Source organism: Saccharopolyspora sp. NPDC003752 (assembly GCF_053605825.1).
The window spans coordinates 1-16,178 of record NZ_JBSGJZ010000070.1 but is presented as its reverse complement, the minus strand read 5'-3'; the positions used below and the strand labels follow the sequence as shown (position 1 = coordinate 16,178).

General features: G+C 70.4%; 16 protein-coding genes. 11 read left to right on the top strand and 5 right to left on the bottom strand.

Translation table 11 applies throughout. From position 1 onward, the window contains the following. On the top strand, positions 1-366 hold the full coding sequence (locus tag ACWEV3_RS42385; RefSeq protein WP_452619325.1) for a MerR family transcriptional regulator: 366 nt from the start codon (positions 1-3) through the stop codon (positions 364-366). A 41-nt stretch (positions 367-407) separates the two neighbouring features. On the opposite strand, the gene ACWEV3_RS42380 is transcribed toward ACWEV3_RS42385, so the two are convergent. The 3 genes from ACWEV3_RS42380 to ACWEV3_RS42370 all read right to left on the bottom strand — a co-directional run bounded on the left by ACWEV3_RS42380 (position 408) and on the right by ACWEV3_RS42370 (position 3,242). After that, a complete protein-coding gene (locus ACWEV3_RS42380) occupies positions 408-1,034 on the bottom strand; it encodes a class I SAM-dependent methyltransferase (protein WP_452619324.1) in 627 nt (208 codons plus the stop codon). A gap of 146 nt (positions 1,035-1,180) precedes the next feature. Further along, entirely contained in the window at positions 1,181-2,686 is a 1,506-nt protein-coding gene (locus ACWEV3_RS42375) for an alpha/beta hydrolase (protein ID WP_452619323.1), read from the bottom strand. Between the two features lie 106 nt (positions 2,687-2,792). Further along, a complete protein-coding gene (locus ACWEV3_RS42370) occupies positions 2,793-3,242 on the bottom strand; it encodes a helix-turn-helix domain-containing protein (RefSeq protein ID WP_132493589.1) in 450 nt (149 codons plus the stop codon). 299 nt (positions 3,243-3,541) lie between these two features. Here ACWEV3_RS42370 and ACWEV3_RS42365 point away from each other — a divergent pair, with 299 nt between their 5' ends. From ACWEV3_RS42365 to ACWEV3_RS42340, 6 genes are all read left to right on the top strand, one after another. Then, entirely contained in the window at positions 3,542-4,642 is a 1,101-nt protein-coding gene (locus ACWEV3_RS42365; protein WP_452619322.1) for a hypothetical protein, read from the top strand. Beyond that, positions 4,626-5,957, top strand: coding sequence for a hypothetical protein (locus ACWEV3_RS42360; RefSeq protein WP_452619321.1), 1,332 nt, complete (start codon positions 4,626-4,628; stop codon positions 5,955-5,957). The genes ACWEV3_RS42365 and ACWEV3_RS42360 overlap by 17 nt, the downstream gene beginning before the upstream one ends. Next, on the top strand, positions 5,954-6,430 hold the full coding sequence (locus tag ACWEV3_RS42355; RefSeq protein ID WP_452619320.1) for a hypothetical protein: 477 nt from the start codon (positions 5,954-5,956) through the stop codon (positions 6,428-6,430). Before ACWEV3_RS42360 ends, ACWEV3_RS42355 begins: the two co-directional genes overlap by 4 nt. Then, a complete protein-coding gene (locus ACWEV3_RS42350; RefSeq protein WP_452619319.1) occupies positions 6,427-7,848 on the top strand; it encodes a hypothetical protein in 1,422 nt (473 codons plus the stop codon). The genes ACWEV3_RS42355 and ACWEV3_RS42350 overlap by 4 nt, the downstream gene beginning before the upstream one ends. 30 nt (positions 7,849-7,878) lie before the next feature. Next, positions 7,879-9,072: a hypothetical protein gene (locus ACWEV3_RS42345; RefSeq protein ID WP_452619318.1), complete on the top strand. Its 1,194-nt coding sequence runs from the start codon at positions 7,879-7,881 to the stop codon at positions 9,070-9,072. Between the two features lie 318 nt (positions 9,073-9,390). Then, the gene (locus ACWEV3_RS42340; RefSeq protein WP_452619317.1) at positions 9,391-10,194 is read left to right on the top strand and encodes an aminotransferase class IV family protein; all 804 of its coding nucleotides are present in this window, start codon (positions 9,391-9,393) and stop codon (positions 10,192-10,194) included. Between the two features lie 9 nt (positions 10,195-10,203). On the opposite strand, the gene ACWEV3_RS42335 is transcribed toward ACWEV3_RS42340, so the two are convergent. Further along, positions 10,204-10,548, bottom strand: a complete 345-nt coding sequence (locus tag ACWEV3_RS42335) for a MerR family transcriptional regulator (protein WP_452619316.1) — start codon at positions 10,546-10,548, stop codon at positions 10,204-10,206. Positions 10,549-10,760: 212 nt separating this feature from the next. Then, positions 10,761-11,612: an oxidoreductase gene (locus ACWEV3_RS42330; RefSeq protein ID WP_452619315.1), complete on the bottom strand. Its 852-nt coding sequence runs from the start codon at positions 11,610-11,612 to the stop codon at positions 10,761-10,763. Between the two features lie 170 nt (positions 11,613-11,782). Here ACWEV3_RS42330 and ACWEV3_RS42325 point away from each other — a divergent pair, with 170 nt between their 5' ends. The 4 genes from ACWEV3_RS42325 (at position 11,783) to ACWEV3_RS42310 (ending at position 16,004) form a co-directional block, all read left to right on the top strand. Next, positions 11,783-12,637, top strand: coding sequence for a helix-turn-helix transcriptional regulator (locus ACWEV3_RS42325; RefSeq protein WP_452619314.1), 855 nt, complete (start codon positions 11,783-11,785; stop codon positions 12,635-12,637). Positions 12,638-12,725: 88 nt separating this feature from the next. Next, the gene (deoC, locus tag ACWEV3_RS42320) at positions 12,726-13,694 is read left to right on the top strand and encodes a deoxyribose-phosphate aldolase (protein WP_452619313.1); all 969 of its coding nucleotides are present in this window, start codon (positions 12,726-12,728) and stop codon (positions 13,692-13,694) included. Then, positions 13,694-15,133, top strand: coding sequence for an aldehyde dehydrogenase family protein (locus ACWEV3_RS42315; protein ID WP_452619312.1), 1,440 nt, complete (start codon positions 13,694-13,696; stop codon positions 15,131-15,133). Before deoC ends, ACWEV3_RS42315 begins: the two co-directional genes overlap by 1 nt. Next, positions 15,126-16,004, top strand: a complete 879-nt coding sequence (locus ACWEV3_RS42310) for an aldehyde dehydrogenase family protein (RefSeq protein WP_452619311.1) — start codon at positions 15,126-15,128, stop codon at positions 16,002-16,004. Before ACWEV3_RS42315 ends, ACWEV3_RS42310 begins: the two co-directional genes overlap by 8 nt. The last annotated feature ends 174 nt before the right edge of the window (positions 16,005-16,178 follow it).

Sequence of the window (16,178 nt, the reverse complement as noted above, 5' to 3'; positions counted from 1 at the left end):
GTGCGGATCGGCGAGCTCGCCCGGCTGACCGGGGTGAAACCGAGGCTCCTGCGCTACTACGAGGAGCGCGGTCTGCTGCACGCCGCGCGCGGAGCCAACGGCTATCGCGAGTACCCGCACGACGCCGAGGAACGGGTCGCGCAGATCCGCACGCTGCTGTCGACCGGCATGTCGACGGAGGTGATCCGCGAGCTGCTGCCGCACGCCTGCGGCGCGGAACCCGAGTTCGCGCCCGATCCGGCGCTGCTCGCCACGCTGGCCGACGAGCTGGAGTGCGTCGACGACAAGCTCGCCTGCCTGAACCGGACTCGCGAGGTCATCGCCGGATACCTGGACACCGCCCGCGCCCGTCAACGGCAGTCGTGAGCGCTAAATCCGGTAAGAACCGGCTTTGACACTCACGACCCTCACCGGGGCTTGCGCCACAGCAGGGAATGACGCCAGAAGAGGCGGCGGCGCACTTGGGCTCCGGGGAGGATTTCCCGTGCTGCGTCGCCGATTTCGGTCAAGGTCGCACTCGCGTCCCGGACCGGCATTCCTTCGTCGTGCGGTTTGCCCGCTCGTCCGCGCGCGGCCAGGTACGCGCCGACGGCGGCGTTCGCTGGGAAGCTCGCTGCCGCCATGGCGAAGTCGGCCGCGGACTCCTCCCGGTAGAGGCCGATGACGGCGAGCACTCCGCCGGGACGAAGCAGCGAGGCAAGCCGGGTCAGGCCGGGGCGCAGCGGCATGTGGTGCAGGCTCGACAGGGCCGTCACCGCGTCGTAGCCCTCGGGATGCAGGTCGGCATCCAGCACGTCGCCGCGCAGCCACCGCACGTTCGTCGCGGACGTCCTGGCCGAGGCCTGATCGATCATCTCGGCCGAAACGTCCAGGCCGTCGACGAAATCCGCGCGCTCGACGAGCTGGCGGACCAATGCGCCGGTCCCGCACCCGACGTCGAGCACCCGCGAACACCGCTGCGGGACCTGCCGCAACAGCCACGGGTGGTAGTGCGCGTTGTGATCCCACAACAGCGCCCGAGGCAACTGAAACAACGAAACCTCCCCAGCTGGTTGCCCCGCCATGAGTGCGACGCCCTCGACCACGCTACTCGGCTGAGGGCGCCCCGAAACTGTGGCCGGAAAGCTCGTGAGTGGTGATGGCCGCTGGAGCGACCACCACCGCTCACGAGTGGAATGCATCAGGCCGCGTGGACCGGACGGACGGCAGGGCCGCCCGCAGAGGTCGCGGCCGCCGGCGGTTCCGTCGGGTAGACGGCCTCGCAATGCGTGCCCGGGGCCGGGGTTTCCAGCGTCGTCAGGTACTTCTCGACGTGGCCCGCGATGCAGGCGTTGCGGTAGTACTGGCCGTGGCCGATGCCGTCGTGCTCCAGCAGGACCGAGTTGTCGATCTGGTCCGCCACCGCGAGGTTCCAGGCCGTCGGCGTCGCCACGTCGTACTTGCCCTTCACGATCAGGATCGGCGGCGCGCCGTTGATCGACAGCTCGTGCTGCGGGTTGCTGACCTCGCCCGGCCAGCCCAGGCAGGTCGTCACGTCGCTCCAGAACGGCGAGATCTTCGTGTGCGGCGCGACCTTCTCCGCCTGCTCCCGGTAGCTCTGCAGTTCCGCGAAGTCGCGGACCTTCCAGCTCCAGTCATCGCACCAAATGGCCTGGTACGAGTTCTCCGCCAGCTCCGCCGGGGCCGCCATCGCGGTGACCGACGGGTTGCCTTCGGACAGCGCCTTCAGGCGGTCCGCCAGCCCGTACCACCGCTCCTCCGGCCGGTACATCGCGCGCATCAGCTCGCTGCGCAGCGACCCCGCGCTGAGCGCCGTGCCGGTCGCCGGGTCCGTGAGGGTGCCGGCTTCGGCCTTGGCGTGCACGCCGTCCCACACCGCGCGGACGTCCTGGCCGTACAGCGAGCAGTTCGCGGTCCGCTCGCACCAGTCGGCGAAGGTGTTGAACGAGCCTTCCAGGTCCTCGCTTGCCGTTTCGATGTAGCGGCCGCCGGAGGTGTTGCTGTGGTCCATGTTCGAGTCGATCGTCATCGCCCGGACGCGGTTCGGGAACAGCTCCGCGTACTGCTGCCCGACCTGGGTGCCGTACGACGCGCCGTAGAAGCTCAGCTGCTCCTCGCCGAGCGCCGCGCGGATGGCATCGAGGTCCCGGACCGCGCTGATGGTGTCGACGAAGTCGAACACCGGGCCGGTGTTCTTGCGGCAGTCCTCGCCCAGCTTCGCGTTGTAGGCCAGCAGGTCCTGGTACTCCTGCTCGTTCGCCGGGAAGTTGCCGGGGGCCTGCTCCAGCAGCTCGGCGCTGCACCGGACCTCGCTGCTGCGCTTCACGCCGCGCTGGTCCCAGCTGACGATGTCGAACCGCTTGCGCAGCTCACCGTCTTGCAGCTTGTCCGCACCTTCGATGTAGGTGTCGATGCCGGAGACACCCGGGCCGCCGGGTGCCACGAACAGCACGCCGATCCGGTTCTGCGGATCGGTCGCCGCCAACCGGCCGATGGTGATGTTCGTCTTCGCGCCGTCCGGGTTGTTCCAGTCGATCGGCACCTCGACGGTGGTGCACTCCCCCTGCCGGTCGCCACATGGTTCCCAGGTGGGACCGGTCGGCCCCGCGAACGCGGTTTGCGCGCCGGCGAGGGACGAGAGCATGAGCGCGGCCGATGCCGCGACGAGTAACGGGCGTTTGAGCACAGGTTCTCCTCGTGATGAACCGTTGAACGATCACGAGCCTAGGCGCACTTGATCACCCGAACGGACGCATTCGGAGCAAAAAGAGGATTCCTGCGCGATTTTTCGGCTAATCCGCGACGTAGAGGTCGGGGTTGTCGGAGAGCGCGGCTACCATCGCGGCGCGCGAGCCGACGTCGAGCTTGGTGAAGATTCGTCTCATGTGGGCGGAAACCGTGTACAGGCTGATCTCCAGCACCGCCGCGATCGACCGGTTGGTGTAGCCGAGCCCCACCATCCGCGCGATCTCGCGCTCGCGCGGGCTGAGCACCTCGTCGACCTTCGGCGCGACCGGCACGAGCAGGCACCGCATCCCGAGTTCCGTCATGTCGAGCAAGGGTTTCCGGGCCACCCGGTGCGGTCCGGCGAGCTCGCCGACCCGGCGCACCAGGGCCTGCACCAGGTGCTGCACCAGCTCGTCCGAGCCGAGGTCGACGGCGCGGTCTCGCCACGGCGGTTCCGGCTCGGGAAGTCCTCTGCGGGCGTGCGGAACGGATGTGGCGATCGAGTCGTTCGGCATGTACCGGCCTCCCCAGTCCCGGGTGCGGATCGGCGGTTCGCGCCACCCCCGCCAACGGCCCGCTTCCCCCTTCGCGAGCCGGTCACGGCCTCCGCCGCGGCGCATACCAGCAAAACCAACATCGTCTGTTCGCACATCGTCGATTCGTGTGACACCCGGATCATCTAGGGCGGACAGCTGGCACATGAACGTGCGACTACCACCCGAATGCCGGTTGCCCTGGACTGTTCGCACGCGCTCACCGACGGCCGGCTTGACGAAAGAGCCGCCGGACGCGGTGCAGGACAGGAGGATCCGCCATGAGTCGCTACCGGGCCGTCGACGGCGAGCTGGAGGACGAGCTGGCCGGCGAGCTGGAGGAGGAGTTCGAGTTCGAGGACGAGCTCGAAGGCCTCGTCCGGGAGCTGGAGGACGAGGACGAGTTCGAGGACGAGGACTTCTACGAGTTCGAAGACGAAGACGAGTACGAGGACGAACTCGAGGCCGAGCTGGAGGACGAGTTCGACGCCGAGTTCGAGGACGAGCTCGAAGCCCTGGTCCAAGAGCTGGAGGACGAGCTCGAAGACGAGTACGAGGACGAAGACGAGTACGAGGAGGAGTTCGAGGCGCTCGTCCGCGAGCTGGAGGACGAGTTCGAGTTCGAGGCGGAATACGAGGACGAGGGCTTCTCCAACCCGGCGCGCCGGGTCTACCCCGACGCCGAGCTGATGGCCAACCTCGCCTTCCAGGCCGAGCAGGCGGAGACCGAGGACGAGGTCGAGGGTTTCCTCGCCCCGTTGATCGGGCTGGCCGCGCGCGGACTGCCCAAGCTGGCACCGGTGATCCGCAAGGCGGCGCCGGTACTGCGGCGTGGCATCGGCAAGATCGGCCGGAGGCTCTGGAAGGGCAAGGGCCGGCGCAAGATCCGCAAGATGCCGTTGCTGGTCAAGAAGGCCGCGCAGCGGCTCAAGCGCAAGTCCAGGCCCCAGGCCGGCCCCAAGAAGAAGTACACCGGGACGCACCGACGCACGAAGAACACCGCCGTCAACCGCCGCCGGAAGAACACCACCCGCCGCAGCGGCGTCCAGCGCAAGCGCCGTCGAGCTCAGAGCCACCGCATCAAGCCCCGGCGGATCCCCGGACGTCCCAAGCGGTACACCGGGAAGCGGCGGAAGCAGGGCCCGCTCTCGATCGTGCCCGGTGCCGTGTCCAGCGCGCTCCTCGGCAGCATCGGCAGCTTGGCGGCCAGGGGGATCGGCGACTTCGCGAGCAGCCTCTTCGAATACCCCGAAGACGAGCCCAGAACGGCTCCGCCCCGGCGGAACGGCTACCGGTCCGCGAGCGATCGGCGCAGGGCGCAGCTGATCGCAGCCGCACGCCGCGATGTGCAGGGCGGCAGAACCAATGGGTACCGCGGCTGAGCTGCGGCCGGTCGCGTCTCGCTCGCGGCCGGCGCCGCAGCGGACATCCGCGTCGAACCGGGAACTCCGCAACTGGGTGCGCACCCAGGCGACGAACGTGGAGCGGCATCTCGACGCGCTGCGCCCGTTCGGCTGGGCGGAGTTCGGCGATCCGGCGACCGGGCCGAGCCGCGCTCACCTGGTCGCGGTCAACGACACCATGAGCACGCTGCGCAGTTCGCTCAACTCGGCGACCCGGGACGCCCGCCGCGCCGCCGAGGCCGCGTTCGCGCACCCGAGCCAGCAACGGCTGCAGGAGGTGCTGCGCACGAAGACGCGGGCGCAGCGCTGGGTGAAGGAGACCGAGCGGATCTGGGACTTCTACCTGGAGCTGTTCAACCAGCGGCAGAGCCGGTTCGCGCCGTGGCTGGTAGCGGCCGACCGCATCGCCCTGGACTGCTACCAGTACGCCTACCTGGGGATCGGGCGCTGGCGCTCGATCCCGACACCGCCGCCGTTCTGCTACCTGGAACCCAGCCACGGCCCGGCGACGTCGCGGCGCGGCATCCCGCTGCGGCGGATCAGCAACCGGGTCAACCCGTTCCCGCTGATCCAGCTGCCGTTCCACCGGCTGGTCAACCCGTGGACGCTCGGCGCGGTGCTGCACGAGGTCAGCCACAACCTGCAGAACGACCTCGGGCTGGCGCGGGCGATCCCGCTGCAGGTCGCGGCGCGGCTCACCGAGGCCGGGGTGCCGAAGGCGGTGGTGTCGATCTGGGTGCGGTGGAACCGGGAGACCTTCGCCGACATGTCCGCGCTGCTGCTGGGCGGCCCGGAGATCGTGGGGTCGCTGTTCGACGTGATCGGCCGGACGCCGGCGAAGTCGATGCGGTTCGCCCGCCGGGCCGTGCACCCGGTGCCCTACCTGCGGGGAAAGCTGTCCATCGAGTTGCTGCGGCGGATGGGTTTCCCGCGCCGCGCCGAGGAGTACGAGCGCGCCTGGCACGCCCTGTACCCGCGGCCGAAGCTCATCGACGCGCCGCCGGCGCTGCTGGCGACCGCGGACCGGGCGATCCCGGCGGTGGTGGACGCGATGTGCTTCACGTCGTTCCCGTCGCTGGGCAACCGGAGCCTGGCGAAGGTGGAGCGGTTCGAGCCCAAGGAGCAGCGGATGATCGAGGAAGCCGCCGGGCGGCTGGCCGACGGCGTGTCGCCCGGCGTGGTGCCGGAGCGGTTTCTGATCGGCGCCGTCCGGTACGCGCTCGGACAGCGGATGGCACCGCCGCAACGGCTGGTGCGGTTCTTCATGGAAGAACTGGGGAGGCGAGCGCGGTGACCTTGCGCGACGAATTCCCGGTGCTGGCGCGGGAACTCCGGCAACTCGCGGCCGCGTGGCGGGCGCTGGAGTTCAGCGTGATCGAGGACCGTCCCAGCGGCGAGAGCCCAGCCATGTCGGACCGGCTCGCCGAGGTCGTCACCGACGGCAGCGCCGAGCTGCAACCGGCGCTGGTCGCGGTCCGCGGCCGGCCGGACGGCGAAGCCCTGTACGCCACGGCGTTGGCGCTGCGGCAGACGCAGCGGCGGCTCGACGACGAGTTCCGGTGCCACCACGCGGCCGCCGAGCTCATGCGCGCCGTGCGCGGGCGGGGCCCGCAGTGGCTCGGTTGGGCGCACAGCATCCGGTCCGGTGTGGACGGATGCGTGGATTCGTTGCGCAGCACGGAGGACACCATGTTGCGGTGCTGGCGCGAGGCAGCCGAACTCGCGGTGCGGTTCGGCATCGAGGGGAACTGCGAGGGCAGGCGATGACCATCTACGACGACCGCGTCAACGGGGGCGGTGTCAACGGAGACAGGGGCGCCCAGCTGCCGCCCGCCCACGATATCGACAGCGCGTATCCGCTGGTCACCCGGCACGAATCGCCGTGCTGCGAGCGTCCCGGCGACATCGCGAGCAAGGCGATCAGCGACGTGCTCGGGTGGAAGTGGCGCAACGGCGACACCAAGGGCTTCGCCGCCGCGCTGACCGGGAGCTTCGAACTCAAGCGCGTCGAGGGGCACACCGAGGCGAACTGGACGCCGCGCGGCTACGCCATCCAGGCCGACCTGGGCGCGGTCACCGGCGGGCAGGCGTCACTGGCCGCGCGGGCGCGCAGCGCGATCAAGGACGCGACCGCGCTGCTCGACTCGCTGAAGCCGCTGCGGCCGGGCGTGGATCCGGAGAACGGCGAGGGCTTCCGCAGCCTGGTGCGCCACGAGCTGGAGGAGATCCGCAAGGAGCTGGAGAGCCCGCTGCTGCGGGTGCCGCGCGTGGACCAGCTCTTCTTGCTGCTGCTGGGGAATCCGGCGTCCGCGGTGGACCCGGACCTGGTGCGCGGGCACCTCGGCGAGCTGCGCGACGAGTTCGGGTTGATCGGCGGGCTGGTCAACACCATCGAAGAGGAGCGGATCCAGACCTCGTTCATCACGCTGGTCGACTGGGTGCTGTCGCTGTACCGCGGCTGGCTGGACGCCCGCGGCCGGATCGATCCGTTCGCGCAGCCGGAAACCGGGCGTGCGCCGTTCTTCGGCCCGGCCGTCGTGGCGCTGTCGCAGCTGATGTCGGCCGCCGCGGTGCAGACCGAGGAACTGGTCGCGGCGCTGAGCTCGGTGAGCATCCACCGCGGCGACCGCGAGGTGCTGCGCATCCCCGATCCGGACGGCGGCTCGATGTCGCTCGGCGGGTTGTTGCGCTGGACGTACGAGTTCACCTGCTTCGAGGGCCGCAAGCTGATCGAGGTCGCGGGCAAGGACGGCGTGGACAGCGCGTTCCTGCAGGTCGCGGAGCGGCTGGAGCGGCTCGTCGGCAACCTGCCGCGGCGCGGCGACGGCGACGAGCAGGACGTGCCGGGCAACTACCGGGCGACGCTGCCGCCGGGATTCTTCAGCTCCCGGGTGCAGCGCGCGGTCGACGAGCTGCACGACCACCTGCAGGAGATCGTGCGCGTCGCGCGGCCGATCCGGCACGGCGCGAAACCGGCCGACCCGCCGGGACCACCGGCCGACTCCGGGCCAAAGCCGCCGGATCCGCCCGAGCCGCCGCCACCCGGGCCGTTCCCGCCCGGCACGGCACCCGCGACGGGAGCCCCGGAACCCGCTGCCCCGGTCGAGGCGTCGCCCGACCTCGCAGCCAAGCGGCGCAGCCCGCGCAAGCGTCCCGAGCCCAAGCCCGCCCCGCGGCCGGAATAGCGGCCCGCCCGCGCCCCGCACGGAGGAATGATGGCCACCGAAAAGCAATACCGGGAACTGTTCGACCGGGTCGCCGCGCTGCGCAGACAGGTCGCCGGCAACCTGTCGAACGAGCTGGGCAGCGACCCGCAGGTCGGCGAGGCGATCCTGAAGCAGATCGACGACATGCTCTTCGCCGTCGAGGTCGAGGCGAAGAACGAGCCGAAGCCGCCCGACGGCGGCCTCGCGCAGCTGGTCGGCATCGGCGGCGAGTCGGCCGACGACCTCGGCGCGACCCGCATGCCGCACGGCGTCGAGGCCTACGACGAGACGATCGCGTCCGAACGCATCCTCGCCGTCGCCGACCTGTACTACCTGTACCAGCACGAGCGGATCGGCGTGCCGCGCGTCGTGCAGAAGCTGCGGGAGCTGTTCGAGCGCGGTGCGATCCGGCTCTCCGACGGGCCGGGCGCGTTCGGGCTGTACCGGTTCGACCGGCGCGACGTGCTCCGCTACACCAAGCGCGACCGGATCAACGCCTACCGGCGGGTGCTCGGCTACGGGCGCGGGCTGGGCTCGGCGAACTCCCGGCCGAACACCGATTTCCACCGGCTGTTCACGCAGTTCAGCAACCAGGTCGCGCTGTTCTGGCGGGACAAGCGGATTTCCGACGTCATCCGGGAACGGGCCCACGACATGGCCTTCGGCAGCATGGCCGTGGTGCGGCGCAGCGGGCTGGACCTGCGCAACAACCTGAAGTTCACGTCCTACGGCCACCTGAACGTGCTGCGGGTCGAGGTCATGCAGCTGATGGACGAGTGCTTCCGCATCCTCAACTCCGAGGACGTCAAGGACCTCTTCGGCGCGGCCAACGCCTGGGACGTGGTGGACGAGGTGCTGATCCGCTACTTCGACGAGAAGCTGGTCACCTCGCCGCGGCAGCGGATGGCGGTGACCGGGCGGAACGTGCTGCGCTGGCTGGCGGCGCCGCACATCCTGGAGACGACCCGCTCCGAGTTCGAGGCGCTGCTGCTGGAGGTCGCGGAGCCGGCGGAGGAGTGGATCACCTCGGCGGAGTCGCTGCGGCTGGCCGACCGCACGGGATCCAAGCAACTGCTCCCGTGGGACCGCCAACAACCGGCGGGAGTAGCGGCACCGTCCCGTGGGGAGCGCCCGGTGTCCCCGGCGCGGAACCGCCAACCGGCCCTGGCCCGGCGAGCCCGCCTCAACGGCCACCACAGGTGACCGAGCCCGGACCAGGCCCCTGCCTCCCCACGCCGCCTCACCTCGGTGCCGGGGAGTGGCAGTTTCAATTGAAACTTGCGGATCACCGGCGTGTCGGACGTCAACACGCCGGTACCTGTGGACAACTCCCGCAATTTCAATGGAAATTGGACCTCCAATTTCCATTGAAATTGCGGTTCGGACCCGTGCTGTGATCCACCACACCTCGGGTTGACCTTCCAACCGATGTCAAGCCATAGCGTCGTTTCCAAGCCCGGACGGGGCGGCCGGCGAAACCGCCGCCACGTCCACCCGATCCCACGATCCTTGGAGCGACCCGTGAACTCTTTCGTCGTGCACCGCAACGGCCGGCCGACCAACGCAGAGGAGCTGACGCCGCTGGCGTTCGCGGGCTTCGCCCACATGACCGCCATGCAGGTCCGCGGCGGCGGGGTGCGGGGCCTCGACCTGCACCTGGAGCGGCTGCGGACGGCCTCGCTGACGATGTTCGGCCAGGCGCTGCCCGATGATCAGGTGCGGTCCTACCTGCACGCGGCCCTGGAGGGTGGTCCGGCCGACCTCTCGCTGCTCGCCACCGTCTACTCACCGGCGGGCGAGTTCACCGTGGCCGGTCCCGACGCGACGCCCGAGGTCCTGATCCGCACCTCCCCGGCCACCGACGGCCCCGCGGGCCCGCTGACGCTGGCGACGGTCGAGCACGAACGGGAACTCCCGGAGGTGAAGCACGTGGGCGAGGTGGCCAAGACCTACTACCTGCGGCAGGCCGTGGAACGGGGCTTCGACGACGCGGCCTTCGTCGACCGCCGGGGCCGGCTCAGCGAGGCGTCGATCTGGAACCTGGCCTTCTGGGACGGCGAGGCGGTGGTGTGGCCCGAGGCGAAGATGCTGGGCGGGACCACGATGGACATCGTCCGCAGGCAGCTGGAACACCTCGGCGTCCCCCAGCGCACCGCGGAGATCAGGCCCGCCGACCTGCCGGAACTGTCCGGGGCGGTGGTCATGAACTCCTGGACGCCGGGTGTCGCGGTGCACGGGATCGACTCCGTGCCGATGCCCGAAGCACCGGCCTTCCTGGAGCTGCTGCACCGCGCCTACCAGGCCGAACCGCTCGTCACGCCGTGAGCCGCCGGCTCAGGACTGCGCCAGGTAACCGGCGAGGTTGCTGCGGTTGCGCTGCAGTTCGGCGATCCGCTCCTCGGCGATCGCCAGCTCCCGGTCCATGATGGCCCGCACGTCCACGCACCACTCGAACTCAGGCAGTTCGCCGTGGACGCACGGCAGCACCGCGCGGATCACCTCGGTGGACAACCCCGCATCCAGCAGCGCACGGATCTGCCGCACGATGACCACCGATTCCTCGTCGTACTCGCGGTAGCCGTTCGAGCCACGGCGAGCCTCCAGCAGTCCCTGGGCCTCGTAGTACCGCAGCAACCGCGCACTGACGCCGCTGACCCGCGCCAGCTCCCCGATCAGCATGTTCCCCACCTCGCCCGGACTCGACCTGCCGACCCCAGTAAACCCGATGCGCCGCCCCGACCCGCTTCAACGGCCACCGCGGGTAACCGCCAGCCTCCTCGTTCCGCCGGTCAAAGCCCGTGAGTGCTTTTGGTCGCCACAGCAACCAAAAGTGCTCACGGCGAAGTCCACCTGCGAACCGTGAGTCGTGAGCGTTTGGAGCGCCGCGGTCGTCAGGCCGCCGCGTCGGCGTCGTCGAAGTCCGTGGATGCCGACAATTCCTCCCACGCTCGGGTTTCGCGGGCCGCGGCGTCCCGTCCGGCCTTGACCAGCTCCAACGCATCGCCGCCCAGCAGGAGCCGCGCCGGCGGCTGCTCCGCCGCCACGATCTCCAGGAGAGCGGCCGCCGCCTTGGCCGGCTCACCAGGCTGATGCCCGCTGCCGTCGATGCGCTGCTCGCGCATCGGGTCGAACAGCTCGTCGTAGTCGGAGATCGTCCGGGGTGCCCGAGCCATCGAACGCCCGGCCCAGTCGGTGCGGAACTTCCCCGGCTCGACGGCGGTCACCCGGATGCCGAACCCGGCGACCTCCTTGCCGAGCGATTCGAGAATGCCTTCCACCGCGAACTTGCTGCCGTGGTAGAAGCCGAGGCCCGGGAAGGCGATCAGCCCGCCCATCGAGGTGATCGCGATGATGTGCCCCGACCGCCGCTGCCGCAGGTGCGGCAACACGGCCTTGATCACGGCCACGGTGCCGAAGACGTTCACCTCGAACTGGTGGCGAAGTTCGTCCATCGTGGACTCCTCGACGAGACCCTCGTGGCCGTAACCGGCATTGGCCACGAGCACGTCGATCGGGCCGAGATCGCGTTCGACCTCGGCGACGACCGCATCGATCGCCTCGCCGTCGGTGACGTCCAGGATTCGAGCGTGCGCGTCGGCGGCGAGCGCCTCGAACGAGACCGCGTCTTCGATCTTGCGCACCGTGCCCACGACCCGGTGGCCCGCCTCCAGCGCGGCGACCGCGAACGCGCGGCCGAGGCCGGTGCTGACGCCGGTGATCAGGAAGGTCTTGTGCTCCGACACAGGTGTTCCCCTCTTGCGATTTCCTCCGGAGACCCGGCTGGTCTCGACAGATTCACCTCATCACGGGTTTTGCCTGTTCAGCGGGCCCGGAGGAGGCCGGTCCGACCGGGGGACCACCAGTCCCCCCCAGCACGGCCGCCGGCCCTGGAACGGCACTTATCGTGGACGTCATGGACCGCAACGCCGACCTCGGCGAATACCTGCGCACCCGCCGAGCGCGGATCACGCCTCGACAGGCGGGGTTGTCCGACGACGGCGGCGCACGCCGGGTGCCGGGACTGCGCCGCGAAGAGGTCGCAAGCCTGGCGGGCGTGAGCGTCGATTACTACGTGCGGCTGGAGCGCGGACGGCGATTGAACGTCTCCGAGGCCGTGCTGGATTCGCTGGCCCGCGCGCTGCGCCTGGACCCGGCCGAGCGCACGCACCTCTTCCAGCTCGCCAAGCCGGCCACGCGGTCGGGCCGGCGCGCTGCGGTCCGGCCGCAGCAGGTCCGCCCCGGTCTGCGCGACCTGCTCCGGATCGTCAGCCAGACCCCCGCGATGGTGCTGGGGCGGCGACTCGACGTGCTGGCCTCCAACCGGATGGCGCGCGCCCTGCTCACCGACTTCGAGGCCCTGCCCCACCGCGACCGGAACATGGTTCGGTTCATGTTCCGCGACGAAACCGCCCGCTCGCTGTACGCGCACTGGGACGTCGTCGCGCCCACGCTCGTCGCCTCGCTTCGGCTCGACGCCGGACGTCACCCGAACGATCCGCTGCTGGCCGAGCTCGTCGGCGAGCTCTCGGTCGCCGACGAGGACTTCCGCCGCTGGTGGGCCGACCACGACGTGCACCAGCGCACGCACGGCACCAAGCACTTCCACCACCCGGTGGTCGGCCGGCTCACCCTCAACTACGAATCCCTCACGCTGCCCGCCGACGCGGACCAGCGCCTGATCGTCTACACCGCCGCCGAGAACAGCCCGTCCGAAGAAGCCCTCCGGCTCCTGGCCTCCTGGACCGAGCAGGTCGAAACCGCCGGGTGAACGGGGCCCGGCCAGGCCGGATCCGCGTCGGTTGGCGTGATCATTCCAGTCGCGGCGGGGGCTCGGGCCCAGCGCTTAGACTCCGGGCATGGCACAGCCGCCGCCCTTGTCCAAGCTCACCGCGTCCGAGCTCGCCGACGCCGTCCGGGACGACCGGTCCTTGCGCCGGTTCCTGCACGGCCTGCCCGGCGTCGACCAGGTCGGGTTGGAGCAGCGGGCCGCCGGCCTCGCGACGCGGAGCATCAAGAAGGCCGCGAAGCGCTGGGCGATCGACACCGCGATCTCGATGATCGACCTGACGACGCTGGAAGGCGCCGACACCGACGGCAAGGTCCGCGCGTTGTGCGCCAAGGCCCGCCACCCCGACCCGGAACGACCGGACACGCCGCAGGTCGCGGCGGTCTGCGTCTACTCCGACATGGCCGCCACCGCGGTCCGGGCCCTCGACGGCACCGGCGTCCAGGTGGCCTCGGTGGCGACGGCGTTCCCGTCCGGCCGCTCCGCGCTCTCGGTGAAGCTCGCCGACGTGGAGTACGCGGTGGCTGCGGGCGCCGACGAGATCGACATGGTGATCGACCGCGGCGCCTTCCTCGCCGGCCGCTACGGGCAGGTCTTCGAGGAGATCCAGGCGGTCAAGGCGGCCTGCGGCGATGCGCACCTGAAGGTCATCCTGGAGACCGGCGAACTCGCCACCTACGACAACGTGCGCCGCGCGTCCTGGCTCGCGCTGCTCGCGGGCGGCGACTTCATCAAGACCTCCACGGGGAAGGTCCCCCAGGCCGCGACGCTGCCGTTGACGCACCTGATGCTCCAGGCGGTCCGCGACTGGCGGGATTCCACCGGCGAGCTGCGCGGCGTCAAACCAGCGGGCGGCATCCGCAACACCAAGGACGCGATCCGCTACCTGGTGGCCGTGCACGAGGTGGCGGGCCCGGAGTGGCTCACCCCGAAACTGTTCCGATTCGGTGCGTCCAGCCTGCTCAACGACCTGTTGATGCAGCGGCGCACCCAGCTCGACGGCCACTACAGCGGCCCCGATTACGTGGCGGTGGACTGATGATCGATAGCCCGTGGGAGTACGCACCGGCGCCGGAGTCGCGGGAGATCGCAAACCTCAAGCCCAGCTACCGGATGTTCGTCGACGGTGAGTTCGCCGACGGCGGCGGCGAGCCGCTGAAGAGCATCAACCCGGCCACCGAGGAACTGCTGGCCGAGGTATCCAGCGCCTCGGAGTCCGATGTGGACACCGCAGTCCGGGCGGCGCGGCGGGCCTTCGAGGACACCTGGTCGACGATGCCGGGCCGGGAGCGCGCGAAGTACCTGTTCCGCATCGCCCGGCTGATCCAGGAACGCGCCCGCGAGCTCGCGGTGCTGGAATCGCTGGACAACGGCAAGCCGATCAAGGAGTCGCGGGACGCCGACATCCCGACCGCTGCTGCGCACTTCTTCCACCACGCCGGCTGGGCCGACAAGCTCGGCTACGCCGGCTACGGCCCCGACCCGCGGCCGCTCGGCGTCGCCGGCCAGGTCATCCCGTGGAACTTCCCGCTGCTCATGCTGGCCTGGAAGATCGCACCGGCGCTGGCCTGCGGCAACACCGTGGTGCTCAAGCCCGCGGAGACCACGCCGCTGACGGCCCTGGTGTTCGCCGAGATCTGCCAGCAGGCCGGGCTCCCGCCGGGCGTGGTGAACATCCTGCCGGGTGCCGGTGACGTCGGCGCCGCGCTGGTCGCGCATCCCGGCGTCGACAAGGTCGCGTTCACCGGCTCCACCGAGGTCGGCAAGCAGATCCAGCGCAGCGTGGCCGGCTCCGGCAAGAAGCTGACGCTGGAGCTCGGAGGCAAGGCCGCGAACATCGTCTTCGACGACGCGCCGCTGGACCAGGCCGTCGAGGGAATCGTGAACGGGATCTTCTTCAACCAGGGCCACGTCTGCTGCGCGGGCTCCCGGCTGCTGGTGCAGGAGTCGATCGCCGACGAGCTGCTCGAAAAGCTGCGGATCCGGGTGCGGACGCTGCGGGTGGGCGATCCGCTGGACAAGAACACCGACGTCGGCGCGATCAACTCCGCCGAGCAGCTGGGCAAGATCACTGAGCTGGCTGCCAGCGGCGACGCCGAGGGCGCCGAGCGCTGGACCAGCCCGTGCCCGCTGCCGGAGAAGGGATTCTTCTTCTCCCCCACGGTCTTCTCCGGCGTCCACCAATCGATGCGGATCGCGCGCGAGGAGATCTTCGGGCCGGTGCTCTCGGTGCTCACCTTCCGCACTCCGGCGGAGGCCATCGCCAAGGCCAACAACACGCCGTACGGCCTGTCGGCCGGGATCTGGACCGAGAAGGGCTCGCGGATCCTGTGGGCGGCGCAGCAGCTGCGGGCCGGCGTGGTGTGGGCGAACACCTTCAACCGGTTCGACCCGACCGCCCCGTTCGGCGGCTACCAGGAATCCGGCTTCGGCCGCGAAGGCGGCCGCGCCGGTTTGGAGGCGTACCTCGATGTCTGACAACCGCACCCCGGAGCGGCTAGCCGTGGCCAAGACGTACAAGCTCTACATCGGTGGCTCGTTCCCGCGCTCGGAGTCGGGCCGGGTGTACCCGGTGCACGACGGGCAGGGCGCGTTCCTCGCCAACGCCGCGCATGCCTCCCGCAAGGACGTCCGCGACGCGGTCGCGGCGGCCCGCAAGGCCTTCGGCGGCTGGTCGGGCGCGACGGCCTACAACCGCGGCCAGGTGCTGTTCCGCATCGCCGAGGTGATGGAGGGCCGGCGCAAGCAGTTCGCCGCCGAGATCGCCGCGGCGGAGCGCCTGTCCCACGACCAAGCCCTGTCCACAGTGGATCGCGCGGTGGACCGGATGGTCTGGTACGCGGGCTGGACGGACAAGATCTCGATGGTGCTCGGCGCCGCGAACCCCGTTGCGGGGCCGTACTTCTCGTTCAGCGTCCCGGAGCCCACCGGCGTGGTCGGCGTGCTCGCGCCGCAGGACTCGGCACTGCTCGGCCTGGTCAGCGTGGTGGCCCCGGTGATCGCGGCGGGCAACACCTGCGTCGTGGTCGCCAGCGCGGACCGGCCGCTGCCCGCCGTGACCTTCGCCGAGGTGCTGGCGACCTCCGACGTGCCCGGCGGGGTGGTCAACGTCCTGACCGGCCAGGCGGCCGAACTCGCGCCCTGGCTCGCCGCCCACGCCGACGTCAACGCCCTGGACCCGACGGGCGCCCCGGCGGAGCTGCGCACCGAACTGGCGCAGGCCGCGGCGGACACGGTCAAGCGGGTGCTGCCGGTGCGCGGCGAGCCGGACTGGGCCCGCGAACCCGACCTCCAGCGCCTCCGGGCCTTCACGGAGGTCAAGACCGTCTGGCACCCGGTCGGCACCTGACGGACCGAAGAGGATCCGCAATTTCAATGGAAATCGAAGGTCCGATTTCCATTGAAATTGCGGAAGTCCCCCACATGCACCGGCGTGTCGCCATGCTGACGCGCGCGATCCGGCGCGGGCGTGTGGTCTACCCGAAGACCAGCTGAACCCACCGGCCCGCGTCGAGGTCCGCAA